The 18,773-nt window shown below is 40.3% G+C and carries 16 protein-coding genes; 11 read left to right on the forward strand and 5 right to left on the reverse strand.

Annotation, left to right across the window (positions count from 1 at the left end):
* Positions 1-114: IS3 family transposase (locus CWB65_RS16770; RefSeq protein WP_138741046.1), on the forward strand; the 114-nt coding region annotated here is incomplete at its 5' end.
* A gap of 97 nt (positions 115-211) precedes the next feature.
* Here CWB65_RS16770 and CWB65_RS16775 read toward each other — a convergent pair.
* Positions 212-1,228 (reverse strand): LacI family DNA-binding transcriptional regulator, encoded by a 1,017-nt coding sequence (locus tag CWB65_RS16775; RefSeq protein WP_138741047.1) that lies wholly within the window; start codon positions 1,226-1,228, stop codon positions 212-214.
* 291 nt (positions 1,229-1,519) lie between these two features.
* On the opposite strand from CWB65_RS16775, the gene glk reads away from it, so the two are divergent.
* The 5 genes from glk (at position 1,520) to gap (ending at position 7,408) form a co-directional block, all read left to right on the forward strand.
* A complete protein-coding gene (glk, locus tag CWB65_RS16780) occupies positions 1,520-2,512 on the forward strand; it encodes a glucokinase (RefSeq protein ID WP_138741048.1) in 993 nt (330 codons plus the stop codon).
* A gap of 32 nt (positions 2,513-2,544) precedes the next feature.
* The gene (locus CWB65_RS16785) at positions 2,545-3,561 is read left to right on the forward strand and encodes a LacI family DNA-binding transcriptional regulator (protein ID WP_138741049.1); all 1,017 of its coding nucleotides are present in this window, start codon (positions 2,545-2,547) and stop codon (positions 3,559-3,561) included.
* 328 nt (positions 3,562-3,889) lie between these two features.
* Complete coding sequence (edd, locus tag CWB65_RS16790; protein ID WP_138741050.1) at positions 3,890-5,740, forward strand: phosphogluconate dehydratase; 1,851 nt, start codon at positions 3,890-3,892, stop codon at positions 5,738-5,740.
* 33 nt (positions 5,741-5,773) lie between these two features.
* The gene (gene eda / locus CWB65_RS16795) at positions 5,774-6,394 is read left to right on the forward strand and encodes a bifunctional 4-hydroxy-2-oxoglutarate aldolase/2-dehydro-3-deoxy-phosphogluconate aldolase (protein WP_008131571.1); all 621 of its coding nucleotides are present in this window, start codon (positions 5,774-5,776) and stop codon (positions 6,392-6,394) included.
* Between the two features lie 9 nt (positions 6,395-6,403).
* On the forward strand, positions 6,404-7,408 hold the full coding sequence (gap, locus tag CWB65_RS16800; RefSeq protein WP_006794580.1) for a type I glyceraldehyde-3-phosphate dehydrogenase: 1,005 nt from the start codon (positions 6,404-6,406) through the stop codon (positions 7,406-7,408).
* 66 nt (positions 7,409-7,474) lie between these two features.
* On the opposite strand, the gene CWB65_RS16805 is transcribed toward gap, so the two are convergent.
* From CWB65_RS16805 to CWB65_RS16820, 4 genes are all read right to left on the reverse strand, one after another.
* The gene (locus CWB65_RS16805) at positions 7,475-8,806 is read right to left on the reverse strand and encodes a leucine-rich repeat domain-containing protein (protein WP_138741051.1); all 1,332 of its coding nucleotides are present in this window, start codon (positions 8,804-8,806) and stop codon (positions 7,475-7,477) included.
* Between the two features lie 33 nt (positions 8,807-8,839).
* Complete coding sequence (locus CWB65_RS16810) at positions 8,840-9,553, reverse strand: YebC/PmpR family DNA-binding transcriptional regulator (RefSeq protein ID WP_006794578.1); 714 nt, start codon at positions 9,551-9,553, stop codon at positions 8,840-8,842.
* A gap of 202 nt (positions 9,554-9,755) precedes the next feature.
* A complete protein-coding gene (locus CWB65_RS16815; RefSeq protein WP_008131576.1) occupies positions 9,756-11,834 on the reverse strand; it encodes a M13 family metallopeptidase in 2,079 nt (692 codons plus the stop codon).
* Positions 11,835-12,005: 171 nt separating this feature from the next.
* On the reverse strand, positions 12,006-13,784 hold the full coding sequence (locus CWB65_RS16820) for an ABCB family ABC transporter ATP-binding protein/permease (protein ID WP_138741052.1): 1,779 nt from the start codon (positions 13,782-13,784) through the stop codon (positions 12,006-12,008).
* A gap of 94 nt (positions 13,785-13,878) precedes the next feature.
* Here CWB65_RS16820 and CWB65_RS16825 point away from each other — a divergent pair, with 94 nt between their 5' ends.
* The 5 genes from CWB65_RS16825 (at position 13,879) to CWB65_RS16845 (ending at position 18,732) form a co-directional block, all read left to right on the forward strand.
* On the forward strand, positions 13,879-14,340 hold the full coding sequence (locus CWB65_RS16825; protein WP_138741053.1) for a hypothetical protein: 462 nt from the start codon (positions 13,879-13,881) through the stop codon (positions 14,338-14,340).
* A gap of 111 nt (positions 14,341-14,451) precedes the next feature.
* Complete coding sequence (secD, locus tag CWB65_RS16830; RefSeq protein WP_138741054.1) at positions 14,452-16,290, forward strand: protein translocase subunit SecD; 1,839 nt, start codon at positions 14,452-14,454, stop codon at positions 16,288-16,290.
* Positions 16,283-17,215 (forward strand): protein translocase subunit SecF, encoded by a 933-nt coding sequence (secF, locus tag CWB65_RS16835; protein ID WP_138741055.1) that lies wholly within the window; start codon positions 16,283-16,285, stop codon positions 17,213-17,215. Before secD ends, secF begins: the two co-directional genes overlap by 8 nt.
* A 116-nt stretch (positions 17,216-17,331) precedes the next feature.
* The gene (locus CWB65_RS16840) at positions 17,332-17,808 is read left to right on the forward strand and encodes a GreA/GreB family elongation factor (RefSeq protein ID WP_008131581.1); all 477 of its coding nucleotides are present in this window, start codon (positions 17,332-17,334) and stop codon (positions 17,806-17,808) included.
* A 249-nt stretch (positions 17,809-18,057) separates the two neighbouring features.
* Complete coding sequence (locus tag CWB65_RS16845) at positions 18,058-18,732, forward strand: hypothetical protein (protein WP_138741056.1); 675 nt, start codon at positions 18,058-18,060, stop codon at positions 18,730-18,732.
* The last annotated feature ends 41 nt before the right edge of the window (positions 18,733-18,773 follow it).

Here is an 18,773-nt window from a genome sequence, read left to right on the forward strand (position 1 = left end):
CGAATTGAAAACATCAAAGAATACATCGATTATTACAACAACGAACGCATTAAGCTAAAACTAAAAGGCCTGAGTCCGATACAATATCGAAATCAGGCCTTGGTTGCCGCTTAGAAATGAGTCCAACTTATTGGGGTCACTTCATACAGCGTGGTTTTTTTATGTTCAAGCCAAGTTATATTTAAGTCTGGCTATATCAATTTTTAAATATTTAACTCGATCCGCGAGCAATTAACACAGGGGGTAAAAGGGTGCTTTGCACATCTTCTTCTCTGATTAGTTTGAGTAAATTTTCAACGAGCATTTGCCCTGCAAGAGTTGTATTCTGCTCTATGGTTGTTAGTGGTGGGTTTACAAAACTGGCTATAGCTATGTTATCAAACCCGACTACAGCGACATCTTTAGGGACATTAATGTTTGCTTCTTTGAGTGCTCTGATAGCACCAATTGCAATTAAGTCGCTTGCTGCAAACAAGGCATTAAATTTAATATTATTGGCAATGAGCGAGCGAGTTGCATGATAGCCAGATTCTTCCGTTGAAATAGCGTTAGCCATTTTACGTTCATTTATTGCGATGTTGTTAGCTTCTAACTCGTCCTTAAACCCTTGAAAACGAGCAAAAAATTCCGGACTGTGGTCAGAAGCATCGCCAATAAATGCACAATCTTGTCTGTTGTGAGCTATAAAATGAGCCGCAGCTTGTTTACCACCACCGTAATTGTCACAGCACACGGTTAAATCAGGTCTGTTATCTACCGTTGCCCCCCAACATACAAATTTAGTGTTTTGCTCAAGCAGTGTTTTAAATTTAGGCTGAAAATCAATGTAATCGCCATAACCAAGCAAAATAATGCCATCGGCTCTGTGGCTATCTTCGTAATCGGCTTGCCAATCTGCACTGGCTGATTGAAACGATATTAATAAATCGTAGCCTTCTTTTGCACACGCGCGTGTAATACTGCCGAGCATAGATAAAAAGAACGGGTTAATTTGTGATTCGTCTGAGGTGGGGTCTTCAAATAATAAAAGTGCGAGTGTGCTGCTTTGTTGCGTGCGCAAGTTGCTTGCGTTTTTGTCGACCTTGTAATTAAGTTTTTTTGCAATGTCATGAACACGTTTACGTGTTTCTTCGTTAACAAGCGGGCTATTTCGTAAAGCGCGAGATACAGTTGATTGAGATACCCCTGCATAGTGGGCAATATCAAATGATGTAGCTTTACCTTTCATTATCACAACTTAGTTAATGTAATACACAATAGTGCCATTTTCGTTTATTAATTAAATATTTCAAGCTTTTTGTGTTTAATGTAAATTATTTATTGATTTGACTGTGACACCGGTGTCATAATATTTATGTTTTATCATTTTGTTGTCAAAACGAATTGGCTGTTTGTAATTGCTACAGGCAGCATTTTTTCTCTGATAGCCGCTTTAGGGTGATAGCCTAAAGCAATTACACCAATGGTTTACTATTGTAGAACAAAAAGCACTGATTGCTTAAACAAAAGAGATAACACCATGAGCCTAAACTCTTCTACCCAATTTGATCCTATTTTAGTTGCCGATGTTGGTGGCACTAATGCTCGTTTTGCTTTAATTACATCGTTTGATGATACAACAAATCAATTTACAATTGAGCATAATAATACGTTTCCTAGTGCTAATTTTGGCTCACTTGAAAAAGCACTCGAGCATTACTTATCAACCGTACCACATATTGTACCAAAACGCGCATGTTTGGCGGTTGCTGGCCCTATAAAAGCAGGGCAAGTGCATTTAACAAATTTAGGATGGCACTTTAGTGTTAACGATTTTAAGGCTTATTTTGAGTTAAATGAGCTTGATGTTATTAATGATTTTGCTGCTTTTGCTTACGCTGCACCTTACTTAAGCCCATCTCAAAATGTTGTTATAAAAGCAGGTCAAGCTGATGACAATGCAAATATTGGTGTAATGGGTCCCGGAACTGGCTTTGGGGCGGCTTGTTTAGTCAGAACATCTCACTCTACTTCTGTTTTAAGTTCGGAAGGTGGGCACATATCGCTTGCAGCGGTAACAGAGCTTGACGCCTTGTTAATTCAAGAACTAAAAAAAGAGCATCAACACGTGTCTGTCGAAACCGTTTTTTCAGGCCCTGGTATTACCCACTTATATAAAGCAATGGCTGCAGTTAAAGGGCAGTCGCCTAAAAATCTTGATGCTGCACAAATTAGCAGCTTAGCAAATAGTGGCGAATGTGATGTGTGTGATGCAACCCTGAATCAATTTTGTGATTGGATTGGCAGCGTAGCAGGTGATTTATCACTAGCTTATGGCGCATTGGGTGGCCTATTTATAGGTGGCGGAATATTACCGCGTATGCAAGCTCGTTTACTGGAAAGCCGTTTTGTTGAACGCTTTTCGCAAAAAGGGATTATGTCGCAATACACAGGGCAAATACCTGTTACATTAGTGACACAAGACAACATACCTTTAATTGGCGCAGCGGCGTGTTTGCACAACGCCAATTAGTTTTTTGTTGATTGCATGTGGAAAATAGAGTGATGAAAAAAGTAACAATCAACAGCGTAGCAAGTCATGCTGGCGTATCTAAAAAGACAGTATCGCGGGTTCTAAATAACGAGCCCAACGTGAGTGCAGCCACTCGCGAAAAAGTACTCGCTGTGTTTAAAGAGTTGGATTACACGCCAAACCCTATAGCGCGCGGGTTAGCACAAAATCGAAGTTTTATTATTGGTTGCTTATACGACAACCCAAGTAAAAGTTACATAACCCGTGTTCAAACAGGGGCTCTAGCCGCTTGCCAAAAAAACAATTACAACTTGTTAATTCACCCATGCGAATGCAGAGGTGAGGCTTTAATTAGCAATGTTGAGCAGTTACTTCAAACATCTCGTTTAGATGGTATTGTACTTACGCCACCTTTTGGTGATTTTCCTGAGTTGGTTGAGTTTTTAACAGCTAAAAAAATCCCGTTTGCGAGAGTGGCGTCCGCAATTTTACAAGATGAGTCTATTTCTGTTCGTAGTAACGACGAGCAGGGCGCATTTGAAATTACAGAACATTTAATCAGCCTTGGTCACAAGTCAATTGCATTTATTAAAGGTCACCCCGATCACAGTGCAACACAGCAGCGCTTTAAAGGCTACAGGCGTGCATTAGCCGATCATAATATTGAGTTTGACGAGCGATTAGTTGAAGAGGGTAACTTTAGTTACCACTCGGGTGTAGACAGCGCCCGCAGTATTTTAGACTTGTCGCCACGGCCTACGGCTGTATTTGCATCGAACGATTACATGGCAGCTGCAGTACTTAAACTTGCAACACAAAGGCAATTGCGTGTACCTGACGACATATCTATAGCTGGTTTTGATAATGCACCTATTGCACGCCACATATGGCCAGGGTTAACAACCATTGCCCAACCAGTAGAAGAGATGACAAAGCTTGCTGTTACTCAATTAATTAATCACATTACAGAGCCTCAAGAACAGCCTTTTCAAATTACGCTTGAATCGCGTTTAATAACGCGTGAATCAACAGCTCGCGTAAACCAATAAAATACTTTTTCACAGTAGCCTGAATAAGAGTGACGCTTATTCAGGCTTTTTTTTGCCCGTAGCTTGATAAAAGTCTGTATGTACACAAGAATTTAAGTGTTCATTAATTGGTCATGATAAAAAGTTAAGTTAATTTTAGCAGTCAGGGTTGACACCGGTGTCATAGCTATGAGTTAATACAGTGACACCGGTGTCAGGTTTGTTGTGAGAGGCTCCCTGATATCGTACCTTTGAACGGGTCAATCAAAGATGCTCAGTACAGTTATTTACGTGGAGTCTGTAATTGCTACTGAGCCTTTATCCTCTAACTAATAGAGATGAGTTAATTATGTTACATCCTCGAATTCAAGAAGTTACCCAACGCGTTATTGAACGCAGTAAACAAACCCGTCAAGATTATTTAGATCGTATTTCGCATGCAAAAAAACAAACAAGAGTTCGTGCGGGATTAGGTTGTGGCAACATTGCCCACGTAATGGCAGCTTGTAGTAGCGACGATAAAGCGCGCTTAAAAGCAGATGAAGTGCCAAACTTAGCTATTATCAATTCTTACAACGACATGCTATCTGCGCATGTACCTTACAAAGATTACCCAGACGTAATCAAAAGCATTGCAACCAAGTTTGACGCAACCGCTCAGGTAGCGGGTGGCGTTCCTGCAATGTGTGATGGTGTTACGCAAGGGCGTGATGGCATGGAATTATCGCTTTTTTCTCGTGATGTGATTGCAATGTCTACCGCTGTTTCACTATCACATGATGTGTTTGATGGCGTTTTTTGTTTAGGCGTATGTGACAAAATTGTCCCAGGTTTATTAATTGGCGCATTATCATTTGGCCATTTACCTGTGTTCTTTTTACCTGCGGGTCCAATGCAGTCGGGTATCCCAAATAAAGAAAAAGCACGTATTCGCCAAAAGTTTGCACAAGGCCTAGTTAGCCGCGAAGATTTATTAGAAGCTGAAAGTGCATCTTACCACAGCGCGGGTACTTGTACGTTTTACGGTACTGCAAACTCTAACCAAATGTTAATGGAAATAATGGGCTTACATCTCCCGGGTAGCTCGTTTATTAACCCGTATACAGAGCTTCGTGATGGATTAACAGGTAATGCTGTAGAAACCATGCTTAAGCAACTTACAGATAGTAAAGAAAGCCCATGTTTAGCAGATGTGATCAGCGAAAAAACCATTATTAATGGTTTAGTAGGCTTGCTATCAACAGGTGGTTCTACTAACCATGCCATTCATATCGTTGCAATTGCTAAGGCTGCGGGCATTCAAGTTACGTGGAAAGACATGTCTGATTTATCAGAAGTTGTTCCACTTCTTACACGTATTTACCCTAACGGCTCTGCGGATGTAAATCATTTCCAAGCAGCCGGCGGCATGGGCTTCTTAATGCGCGAACTTGCAAGCGCAGGCTACTTAAACACAGACGTTAAAACAATGCTTGGCGATGGTCTTGCGCCATACATGACAGAGCCGCGTTTAGATAAAGACGACAGCCTGATCATGAGCGATTCAAATGGTCCAAGCAAAGTGAAATGGGTTGATTGCCCTGCTAATTCACTTGATGAAGAAGTGCTTCGTCCTGTAAGTAATCCATTTAGCAAACAAGGTGGCTTACAACTGCTTACTGGTAATTTAGGTAAAGCGGTTATTAAAGTGTCTGCTGTAGCTGAGGAGCATCAAGTCGTTACTGCACCTGCTAAAGTTTTCAACTCGCAAGGAGCATTACAAGACGCGTATACCCGCGGTGAGTTAAACCAAGACTTTATAGCTGTGCTTAAAGAGCAGGGCCCTAAAGCGAAAGGTATGCCAGAGCTTCATAAATTAACGCCAGTAATGGCAACCCTTCAAGACCAAGGTTTTAAAGTTGCTATTGTAACTGACGGTCGTATGTCGGGTGCATCAGGTAAAGTACCAGCTGCAATTCACCTAGCACCAGAAGCCGTTGAGGGTGGAATAATTGCAAAAATTCAAGAAGGCGACTTAGTTACTTTAGATGCCCCTAACGGAATTTTAAAAGTACATGTTAGCGACGACGAGCTTGCAAAACGTGAGCTTGAAATCAGCCAGCCAAGCCTAACATTTGGTACGGGACGTGAGTTATTTACTGGATTTAGAAATATCGTAAGCAGTGCCGATTTAGGCGCGAGTGCTTTTGGACTTGAATAATAATTAGCCGTACTGGGTAATGAGGAACAAGTAATGAGTATTGAAAAAATCTTAGCATCGGCACCCGTTGTGCCAGTGGTTGTAATCGAAAAATTAGAAGATGCTGCACCACTTGCTAGAGCGTTATACAACGGTGGCTTAAAAGCACTTGAAATTACACTGCGTACGCCAATTGCAGCAGAAGCTGTAAAGTTGATGAAAGCTGAAGTGCCAGAAGCTTTTGTTGGTACGGGAACTGTAGTTGATAAAGCAAGCTTTGAAGCATCAGTGGCTGCAGGTGCAGATTTCATGGTTAGCCCAGGTGTGAGCACCGAGTTATTAGCACTTGCAAAAGAGTCAGACATTCCATTTTTACCTGGTGCTGCAACTGCGAGCGAAGTAATGCAGTTAGCAAGCCATGGTTTTAAGTATTTAAAATTCTTCCCTGCTGAAGCTGCAGGCGGAACGGCAATGCTTAAGTCTATAGGCGGACCATTACCACATATTACTTTTTGCCCAACAGGTGGCATTAGCCTAGCAACTGCACCTAACTATTTAGCACTTAACAATGTTATTTGTGTTGGTGGTACATGGATGCTAGACAAACAACTAATTGAAAATAAAGACTGGCAAGCCATTGAAGCGCTTGCTCGCCAAGCAAGTGAACTTAAATAGGAGTCTCAAATGATTAATGTAGCAATTAACGGTTATGGTCGTATCGGTCGCAATGTATTACGTGCGCTTTATGAGTCAGCACAAAACAGTGAAATTAAAATTGTAGCAATTAACGATTTAGCACCGGCTAATGTAAATGCACATTTAACACAGTTTGATTCAGTTCATGGTCAATTTTCTAAAAAAGTAACACTTGCAGATAACACCATGCTGATTGGTGATGACGTAATTACACTTACTCAAGAGCGTGACCCTGCAAACCTACCATGGAAAGAGCTAAACGTAGATATCGTTTTAGAATGTACGGGCTTTTTCACTAAGCGTGAAGACGCGGCTAAGCACATTACAGCTGGCGCTAAAAAAGTTATTGTATCTGCTCCTGGTAAAGATTTAGATGCAACAGTAGTTCACGGCGTTAACAGCGATGTAATTAATGCTGATAGCAACATTATCTCTAACGCATCTTGTACGACTAACTGTTTAGCACCTATCGCAAAAGCAATTAACGACACAGTAGGTATTGAGCAAGGTAGCATGACTACAATTCATGCTTACACAAACGATCAAAACTTATCTGACGTTTACCACCCAGATCTATACCGTGCGCGTAGTGCAACACAATCTATGATCCCAACTAAAACAGGTGCTGCTGCAGCTGTTGGCTTAGTTCTTCCAGAGCTTGCGGGTAAATTAGATGGTATGTCGGTACGTGTACCTACTATCAATGTTTCTTTAGTTGATTTTACGTTTATTACCAAGCGCGAAACAACTGCTGAAGAAATTAACGAAGTAATGAAAGCCGCAGCAACAGGTTCAATGAAAGAAATTTTAGAGTACAACGAGCTTCCGCTTGTTTCTATTGATTTCAATCACAACCCTGCGTCATCAATTTTTGATGCTACGCAAACAAAAGCTGAAGGCAAACTAGTTAAAGTAATGGCTTGGTACGATAACGAGTGGGGCTTCTCAAACCGCATGTTAGACCAAGTTAAAGCATTAGGTCAGTACTTATAATTGACCCTGTAAAAGTTTAGCTTTATCCAACCAAGCCTGCATTATGCAGGCTTTTTTTTGCTTAATTTATACCAATTCGTTTAATAAGGTGCTTAATGCTTTAAAGCTAGGGCGTGATGCAATAACGCTGTTGGTAGAACGCGCTGCTATATCGGACATTTTGCCAAACAATTCGTCTTGCTTAACTGCTGCGCTAACAGTACTTAGTAAATCCTCTATTAAACAACCAAAAGCGCGGACTTCTATTAATTGTATTTGCTGTTGTTGATAATTACTGAGCATAGCTAAATTTGTTGATGCTCCAAAATCGCCAAATAAAACGTCATTGTGTTCATTTATCATGGTGTTATGGGCGTAAATATCGCCGTGGCTTACCTTATTCGTATGAAGGTGAGTAAGCGTATTTGCCATTTGTTTTGCTATTTTATAAACAGCTTTAATAGAGTAGTTGCAACCGTCATTAAACGTATCGCGTGTACATGTTTCTAAACTTGGTGGTAAGCCTAAATTAGTATAATTGGTATCTATTAACTCCATTACTAAGCCAAGTTGTTCACTTTGCTCTATGTAGCTTAATACCTTTATTAAGTTTGCATGATTAGCAGCTTGTAGGCAGCAATTCACCTCATCAAGTGGGTAACCATCGCTGGTGATCGCGCCTTTAAAAAGTTTCACTGCAACATTATTACGTTCTGCTTTTGCAAGATGAATAACACCCGATGCGCCTTGGCCTATTACTTTTTTAAGCTGAAAATTTTCAAGTGGAGTATTTTTCAACGTACTTTTAGTTAAGCACTGCGCTTTATTAAAGTTGTTACCTGCAAAGGCAAGCCAAGCAAGTTTTGGTAATTCTAGTAGCCAGTCATCGAGTTTTGTTAGGTTGTTTGCAGAGAGCCTAACAAGCTCTAAATTAGTACAGTTAGCCATACTTGCTGGTAAATTTTTCAGGTTATTACCCGCAAGTGCAAGCTTTTTAAGTTGGGTGTAATTACCAAAGTCGTCAGGTAATTCGTGTAAGTTATTATCGGTGAGAATAAGCCACTCAATATTTTTTGGCAGGCTGTTTGGTGCAAACTCCGATATTTGGTTTCCTTTAAACGCAACCATAATTAAAGCAGGGCATTTAGCCAATACTGTGGGTATATGTTTAAATTGATTAAACGACAAAAACACACGCTTAAGGCGATGCAAACACGCAAACTCGTCTGGTAAATCACTTAAATTATTATTAGAAAGATCAAGTACTTCAAGTGTATCGGCAAGCTTAAAAATGTCTGTGGGAAACTCAGATAGTTGCTCAACCAGCTGTAAGTGCTTTGCACCGGCTAACTTACCAGCCTTTAGCTCTGAAAGGGTATTCATTAATTTATAAAGCCCTGTAAATAAAAAAGCCAACATGGCTGTTGGCTTTAATTAACATGTAGATGAGGTTTAGAATTGCGCGTTATGATAAACGTTTTGTACGTCGTCACAATCTTCTAGCATTGCTAAAAAGCGCTCCATTACTTCAACATCTTCACCTTCAATTGGCGCTTCTACTTGTGGTACAAACGCAATTAAGTCTTCGTCAAATTCAGAAATGCCCATTTCTTCTAATGCAGTACGTGTGTTGTTGTATTCAGTATGAGGTGCGAATACGGTTACTTTACCGCTGTCTACTTCTACATCGGTTACATCAACGTCAGCCATCATAAGCGCTTCAAGAACAGCTTCATCATCGTCGCCATCAAAAACAAAAATAGCTAAATGGTCAAATAAATGTGACACCGAGTTTTGTGCGCCAATTTTAGCATTTGCTTTTGTAAAACAAACGCGTACGTCTGCAAATGTACGTTTGTTGTTATCGGTTAAACAGTCAACAATAATCATACAGTTACCAGGGCCGTAACCTTCGTAACGTGTTGCTGCGTAGTCTTCACCGCCGCCGCCTTTTGCTTTTTCAATTGCGCGTTCAATTACGTGTGCTGGTACTTGGTCTTTTTTTGCACGTTCAATTAAACGGCGTAATGATAGATTACCATCTGTATCTACACCGCCATTTTTAGCACAAATATAAATTTCTTTACCGTACTTAGAGTAAACTTTAGTTTTAGCACCCGCAGTTTTAGCCATTGAATCTTTTTTGTTTTGGTAAGCTCTTCCCATCTGCGTTTCGCCTTAATTTTATAAATAACTGAAAAATAATAGACCGTATTCTAAAGGTAAATGGCATTAAGGGCTAGTACGGAATGGGGAACATTAATAGTAAAAAAGTTAAAATAGCCATTTGAATAAAAGAATATGCATAAAATAAAACAGCCCGCTGTTGCGGGCTGTTTAGTATTTGTTTACATACGTATTAGTGTAATTACCAAATACGAACGCGTTCTTCTTCTGGCAAATACAAGGCATCACCAGGTTTTACGTCAAATGCTTTGTACCAAGCATCGTGGTTACGTGGTGCTTGTGCTCTAAAGCGACCTGGTGCATGCGTGCCACCGCGTAGTTGATTTAACATACTTTGCTCAGTACGTTTTTCTTTCCATACTTGTGCCCAAGCTAAAAAGAAACGTTGATCACCTGTTACACCGTCAATTACAGGCGCTTCTTTACCATTTAGGCTTAGTTTGTAAGCGTGGTAAGCCATGGCTAAACCACCCACATCACCAATATTTTCGCCTAGGCTATTACGCCCATTTACAAAGTTACCTTCAATAGGTTCGTATTTACTGTACTGTGCGGCAAGTTGGTCTGCTTTTGCATCAAATGCAGCACGGTCTTCGTCTGTCCACCAGTTACGTTGAATACCGTTAGCATCAGATTTTGAACCCTGATCATCAAATCCATGGCCCATTTCGTGGCCAATTACAGCACCAATGCCCCCGTAGTTAACCGCTGGATCGGCATTTGGATCAAAAAATGGAGGTTGTAATATAGCAGCTGGAAACACAATTTCGTTAAACGAGCTATTGTAGTATGCATTTACACGTTGTGGTGTCATGCCCCAACGGTTACGGTCAGTTTTTTGTAGTTCTTTTTCTACGCTTTCAGCGCGGAAAAATTCACGCATGTTTTTAACGTTACCCACTAAATCGTTTTGGCTAATAGTTAAACCATCGTAAGACTGCCATACATCTGGGTAACCAATTTTTGGAACAAATGCTGCTAACTTCGCACGTGCGTTTACCTTAGTTTCAGCGCCCATCCAATCAAGATTATCAATTCGCTCACCTAATGCTGAACGCAGGTTTTCAACCAGTTCAGACATTTGTTGTTTAGATGATTCAGGAAAGTATTGGTCAACGTAAATTTTACCAATAGCAAAGCCTAGCGAGCTTGTGCCCGACATTTCGTTAATTGCACGTTTCCAGCGAGGGCGTGGTTCTTGCTGGCCGTTTAGTTCTTTGCCATAAAATGCAAAACGTGTATTAAAAATATCTTCAGAAAGTAAACCTGCATTACCGCTAATTGCATGGTAGGTTAAGTAGTCTTTCCAAACCGCTAAATCTTCATTATTGATAAGCTCAATCATGGCTTTAACCGGTTCAGGCTGAGATACATTAAGTTGAGGAACTTTGTATCCTGTTTGCTCAAAATATACATCCCAGTTAAAACCAGGGTATGTAGAAGCTAAATCTTCACGTTTAATTTGATTTAACGACAGGTCGCGATTACGTCGTTTTTCGCGCGGCCAATGGCCTTGTGCTATTTTAGTTTCAAGCTCTAGTATGGCTTTTGCGCGTTCTGTTGTGTTATCAACATTGGCAAATTTTAGCATGTCGGCAATATGAGCCACGTAAGCTTCACGGGTTTTAACAAAACGCTCAGCATCTTCTAAATAGTAAGAACGGTCTGGTAAACCTAAACCACCAGCGCCTAACGACATTTCGTATTTATTTGGATCTAAACGGTTAAACCACATACCACCACCAATAGGAGTACGAAGGCCCGATAACCACGATTGCCCAAATACATAAGCTAAGTCGTCGGTAGATTCCATATTACTAATTTGATTTAACAGCGGTTGAATAGGTTTAACACCAAGTTCATTAAGTGTGTCGGTATCCATGTACGAATTATAAAAATCAGCAACCAATTGCTCTTCAGCGTTTAGTTCTTTACGTGCAGCAATGTCTTCAATAATTTTTTTAACACGGTCTTCACTGCGTTCTGCTAAAGCCGAAAACGCACCATAACGCGTTTTGTCTGCTGGCATATTGTAGTTGTCGTACCACGTGCCACTGGCGTACATGAAAAAGTCATCACCAGGTTTAACGGCTTCGTTACGCGCTGATAAATCAACGCCAAAGCTGCCTAATTCAGCTTTATTGCTAACAACTGTATTTTCTGTGCTTGCAGTTTGAACTTCACTGCTTGTAGTTTGTGGCTCTGAACAGCCCGTTATAAAAGTGGCAGCTAAAGCCGCTGCAATTAAACTCTTTTTCATCGTTTATCCCCCTGGATAATGAATTTGTTAATTTTTGTTATAAAAATATCATTTTGATTGTTATGTATAAAAGACAGGCACACAATTCTTTTGAGGTGAATCACAGCCTGACCCGATAAAACCAATAAACAACGCAAGCAACAAGCTCCCAACATAAATTAATAAATCAGGTTAATCTTGTTGTTGTAATGTCCACATATGTGCGTATTCACCGCCCAAGGCCAGTAATTCATTATGTTGCCCTTGTTCAACAATTTGGCCTGACTTAAGCACAATAATAGTGTGGGCATCGGTAATGGTTGATAACCTATGGGCAATCACAATACTGGTGTGCTCGCTGGCTACTTCATACATTGCCTTTAATATTGCTTGCTCAGCCTGAGAGTCGAGTGCCGACGTTGCCTCGTCAAATATTAAAATTGGGGATTGTTTTAAAATAGCGCGTGCTATTGCAATACGCTGTTTTTCGCCGCCAGATACTTTTAAACCTCGTTCACCCACTCGCGTTTTATCGCCATCAGCTAACGTATTAATGAAATCTTTTAAATGAGCCATTTCAATGGCTTTATCAATATCACTATCGCTTGCCGAAGGGCGACCATAGGCAATGTTTTCACGAATTGTTGTATTAAATAAAACGGTATCTTGAGGAACAATAGCAATAGCTTTACGAAGGCTATCAAGCGTGACCGAGTTAATAGCTTGGTTATCAATAGTAATGCTGCCCGATGTTACATCATAAAAACGATAGAGCAGGCGCGCTAGTGAACTTTTTCCAGCACCACTTGCGCCCACAATAGCTACCTTGCTACCCGCTTTCACTTTAAAGCTAATATTATTTAGAATAGGGCGGTTAGCGTTGTAGCTAAAACTCACATTATTAAAGGCAATTTCCCCATTTTTAACATCAAGGGTATTTGCATTTGGAGCATTAGTGACTTGTGGTTTTTTATTGAGTAAGCCTAGCATGTTTTCTAAATCGGTAAGAGCACGGCGGATTTCACGGTAAACAAATCCTAAAAAGTTAAGCGGTAAAAATAATTGGATCATATACGCGTTTATCATTACCAATTCACCAATGCTTAGTGACCCTGTTACTACCTCGCTTGAACCTAACCACATTAACGCGGTGATGGCACTGGCAATAATTAATGCTTGCCCTGAATTAAGCGCAAGCAAAGACATCCTATTTTTTAAACGCGCGGTTTCCCAATTAGCTAAAAATGAGTCATATGTTTTGGCTTCAAACTGCTCATTATTAAAATATTTTACAGTTTCATAATTAAGTAAGCTGTCTATTGCGCGTGTGTTACTGAGGTTATCAGCTGCGTTTGATTCACGAATAAAACGATTACGCCACTGTGTCACCGTGACTGTAAAAAATATATATACGCCAACAGCAAGAAGTGTAATTAACGCAAACCAAATAGAAAATAGCGACCCAAAAATAATAGCAACGGTGAGTATTTCAAAAAGGGTAGGCACAATGTTAAACATTAAAAAGCGCATTAAAAAACTGAGTCCACTGGTACCACGTTCTATGTCACGGCTTATACCACCAGTTTGCCTGTCTAAGTGAAATGCAAGTTCAAGCGAGTGTAAATGCTTAAATACTTTTAGGCCAATATTGCGCATGGCATGTTCGGTTACCCGTGAAAAAACAGCGTCTCTTACTTCACCTAAAAACACACTAGCGAAACGCAAACCGCCGTACATTATTAATAATAGAGCGGGAATGACCAACACTGGGTTTATTGATTTATCAACCGAGTCGATAATTTCTTTTAACGCCCAAGGCATTAAAAGCGTGGCGCCTTTAGCACCAATAAGCGCTAAAAGCGCAATAAATACGCGCCCTTTAAACTTTGTAATGTAAGGCCACAACGTTCTAACGCTTTGTTTTAAATTCATGGCGTCTGCACGTTTTTCAACGTTTTGTCTGGAGCGCATTTTTTTTCTCGATTAAATACTTAATTGTTAAGCATTGTATTTTAAATAGTTGCCCTAATATACTAGGCACCTCTTATTTTAGTTTTATCTAAGTATGTTTAAATTTCGTGTTTTTATAACTGCTTTTTTGCTGCTAGCTGCACTGTTTAGTGTGCAGAGTAATTCTGTGCAGGTATCACAAAATTTAAGTCCAGCTGTCAGTTCACACATTTTATTCACAGATGCTATTGATATAACTAAAACAAAGCCTACTAAAAAGTCTGCAGACGCACCTGCTCATAAAAAAACACAACACACCGATTTTGACTCACATCAGCCAAGGCTTACAGCAAGTAATGCGTCACTTTTTTTGCACACAGTTCAAAGTGAGCCAGAATACGATGTTGTTTTTGAGTTTTTTGCGCAGCACCTTGTTAGGCAAATATTTTTACGCCCTCAAGCTGTAAATGCTATTCAGCCTTGGTATACGCTTGTGCACAATAGTAAAAAATCGCGTTTAAGTGGCTGGAAAGATGCCAACTTACTCTATAGAGCTGTCACTACCTACCACGCTTAATTTTTCTTATTTAATTTTTATTAGGTTTTAACGTTTTACGTTTAAGCCTTGAGATTAATTGTACTTTTAAAAAGTACGTTGCCAGTAATTTACTGGTGATAAGGAAAAAACATGTTAAGTGTAAAAAAAGAGCAAAACCCATTTATGGCTAAATTTAAATTAAGCTATATAGCCATGCTTATTGTGCTGATTTTATTAGCTATTAGCGCTTTACCCAACTTATACCCTAATAAATCGTGGTTGCATGTAAATAGCGCGCCACATAGCGAAACCCAAGCCGTGCCAAGCACTCAAGCCTTAGTTACTTTTTTAAATAACCAAGGCTTAGACGTTGAACAGGGCCTTGATAAGCAATCAACTATAAATATTTTATTAAACGAGCCAACTAAAAGCGCCCAAGCGCAAGCGGTTATAAAGGCGCAGTACCCAAACACGCAAGTTAAAATTGTAGAGCATGCAACAAGCCCAATTTGGCTGCAAGAATTTGGTTTATCGCCAATAAAATTGGGACTAGATTTAAACGGCGGTGTGTTATTTGTACTCGATGTAGATTTAGATAAAGCAATTGATGAGCAATTAGCCAGTGCGTATCAACAAGCTAAATCAATCATTATAAAGCAAAAAGCGCACGGCCTTAAAGCGCAGCAAACAGGGCACGGCTTTGAAATTAACGCGCTGCCTAATGCGGTGCAAAAACTTACACCAGTGATTGATGAGCTACAAAGTCGCTTTGCTAATTTAGCGGTTACAACAACCAATAACGGCAATGTTAAAAACGCCAAGTTTAGCTATTCAGAGCAAGGGCGAAGCAACTTTGATAAAAAAGTAATGAGCCAAACGCTTACTACGCTTCGCTCGCGCATTGAAGAATTAGGTATTACCGAAGCTGTAACACAGCGCCAAGGCACACAGCGTATACGCATAGAGTTGCCAGGCGTGCAAGACCCAACAGAGGCAAAGCGCATTATAGGCGCAACTGCATCACTTGGGTTTTATCAGTTAAAAGAAATTGGTGGGCAAACATTTAATATGCAATCGGGTGGCACCATAAACCTTGATCCTGTGCCTATTTTTACCGGTGAGCATATTAATAACGCCAATATAGGGCGCGATGATTGGGGTAAGCCACTTGTGCAACTTAGCCTTGATGGGCAAGGCGGCGATGCCATGTCGGCGTTTTCAAAAGCAAATATTGGTAAACCTATGGCCACGGTTTATTCTGAGTACTCTCAAAACGCAAAAGGTGAAACGGTTAAAAAAAGCGAAGTTATAAATGTGGCTAATATTGCGCAGCATTTAAGTTCACATTTTAGTATTACCAATATGAAAAGCCAACAAGCAGCGGCCGATTTAGCACTATTATTACGCGCAGGCTCGCTAACTGCACCGGTTACTATTGTGCACGAGCAAACAATTGGCCCAAGCCTAGGTCAAGAAAATATAACTAACGGCTTGGCCGCATTAATGCTTGGTATGGGTATTACACTTGCCTTTATGGCGCTGTGGTATCGCCGTTTAGGGCTTATTGCAAACGTAGCGCTGTTATTAAATTTAACGTCGCTTGTGGGGCTAATGTCGTTATTACCGGGGGTTGTTTTAACACTTCCGGGGATTGCCGGGCTGGTACTCACCATTGGTATGGCGGTGGATACCAACGTTATTATATTTGAGCGAATAAAAGAAGAGCGTAGAAAAGGCCGCTCTGCTTATCAAGCTATTCAAGAAGGTTACAAGCAAGCCGCTAACACCATATTTGATGCCAATATAACCACCATGATCACCGCGCTTATATTATATGGAATAGGTTACGGCCCGGTTAAAGGCTTTGCCATAACATTGGCACTTGGCTTAATAACCACGGTATTTACTGGCGTGTACGTATCAAAAGTACTAAGCCAAACGTTATATTTAAAATTGGCTAAAAAAGCAGGAGTAAATGCACATGCTTAACACTTTTTTAAAGGGCGAGGCGGGCACTCGTCTGCGTTTTTCAGGCATGCTTTTAAGCGCCATACTTGTACTGCTATCGGTATTTACGCTCAGTCAAAAAGGGCTTAATTTTGGCCTAGACTTTACCGGTGGCTACCTAACAGAATTTACCACCAGCCAAGGTGTTGAGCTAAAAGAGCTCCAATCATTTATTACTAAAAATCACAATGGCGAGTTTGAGCTAACCGCGCAAGGTAATAGCCATTTTCAACTACGCGAAGCGCCTAGCGATTCAACAGCAAATAGTAATGATTGGCAATCTGCCATTACTCAAAACGCAGATATAAACGCTGAGGTTTTATCATCAGCGTATATTGGCTCACAAGTAGGTGATGAACTGTTTGAACAAGGTTGTTTAGCACTATTTTCAGCTATGGTTGCAGTAATGCTTTATTTAGCGGCCCGGTTTGAATGGCGTTTAGCCGTAGGCTCTGTGGTTGCGCTAGTGCATGATTTACTACTGGTACTGGGGCTATTTTCGCTATTAAGTATTGAGTTTAATTTAACCGTACTTGCCAGTTTGCTGGCCATTATAGGTTATTCACTTAACGACTCTATAATAGTAGGCGATAGAGTACGCGAGCTTTTACGTGTTAAATCTAATAATGCGCTTAGCCCGGCAAGTATTATTAACAACGCCATAAAAAGTACCTTAACGCGTACGCTTATTACATCGGGCACCACGCTTGCTACAGTTGCAAGTGTTTGGCTCCTCGCTGGTGCGCTATTACAAGGCTTTGCCATCGCGCTATTTACCGGCATTGTAGTAGGTACGTTCTCATCTATTTGTATTGCGGCTACTTTACCTGAGCTTTTAGGGTTAAGTGCTAAAAATTACGAAGAAAAACAAGATGCAGAAACGCAAGCGTTGCTCGATATGCCCTAGCAATAAATACTTTTAAAATCAGCATTAAAATACAGGCGCTTAAAATAATGGTTTTAAGCGCATTATAACGTTAAAATCAACCACATAGTTTACAGCATTGGTTTTTAGCGCCTTTCATGAATAAATCCCACGTAATAGAACACCTTAAATTTGCACTCGAAGCACAATTAAACAGTGCAAAACAAGCAGCAAAAGCCGCGCACGACGCCGCAACTCACGAAGAAAGCGTTGCAGAAACGCAGTACGATACCCTAGGACTCGAAGCCGCTTATTTAGCACAAGGCCAAGCCGAGCGTGTAAACGATTGCTACAAAAGTATTAAACAGTTTGAAGCCATTTTTAAAGAGCCTAATCACAATAAAGTGATTATAAGCTCACTCGTTTGCCTAGAAGATGAAAGCGCCCTACAAAAATGGTTTTATTTAGGCCCAGCCGCAGGCGGCTTAATGGTCGAAGTTAAAGGGCTAACTATTCAAGTTGTTACACCCGAAGCCCCACTGGGTAAACAACTTTTAGGTAAACAGCTTGATGATGAAGTAAGTCTAACCATTGCAGGCAAAAACCATGAATATGAAGTGGTAGAACTTTTATAAAACATTGGTTTTAGATGTAGGTCGGATAAGCGCAGCGCCATCCGACAAAGCCAATTTGTCTCATAACATTATTAACAGTCGTTTTGGTGTATTTTAGCCACGGAATTTTTATAACATACGTAATTAATTGTTTACATTAGAGTTGCTTAGTGGAATTATTGAGCTATGTAATATACTCCGTTTTGGGGTGTTATAAACCACCAAAATGGTGTTCAATAAGTTGTTAGGCTTTTCTAAAGGTTCGAGTTTATGAATAATATCCAGACTAAGTTAGATCGCCCTATTATTTTTAGGACAGTAGATAAAACTGTCTACGATTCCACTTTGACAAGTGGTTCTTTATGGTTACGTTCAAGTCATTATTATCGAAATATCGAGGATCAAACAAGAGCTGATAAATCAGAGGGAATTAACGGGACACAATGTAGTTTCCCTCTACATTTTAAGCCACCATCTGCTCAAGCTTTATCATTAGAAGGTAACGGAACTATTGGTACTGAAATTATTCCTCATTACATAATTTCAATGCACGGCACGAGTATCGCTGATAAAGTCAGGCAAGAATTTGGCGGGTTTACTATGGGTGTTAGGTGTCTCGCCGACCTTAGTGCGGAAATTCTTTTTCAAGTTTCACGGCAATTACCTGTGACCTCATATAGATTCGGTCAAGTGGCTTATCAACGTACCGCGCTTTCTATGTCACATAATCTAAATCGCGCCACACTTAAACTCGACGGTAACCCATCGATAGCAGTTAAATCGATAAATACAGATGTTCTACGTAAAGACCCAGTTGAACCATTCATACTTCAAGATGAATGGAGAATTGCTATTTTCACACAAGGTTATTTAAATAACGATCCCAATGAGCCTCTAAAAATCAACGTCGACACTAAGCATTTTTACGAGTACATAAAAGCCTAACAAGCTGTTAAACAAGGACAATGCTCCTCACCCGTTTTAGT

The sequence above is a fragment of the Pseudoalteromonas sp. S554 genome, assembly GCF_005930865.1.
Taxonomy (GTDB): domain Bacteria; phylum Pseudomonadota; class Gammaproteobacteria; order Enterobacterales; family Alteromonadaceae; genus Pseudoalteromonas; species Pseudoalteromonas marina.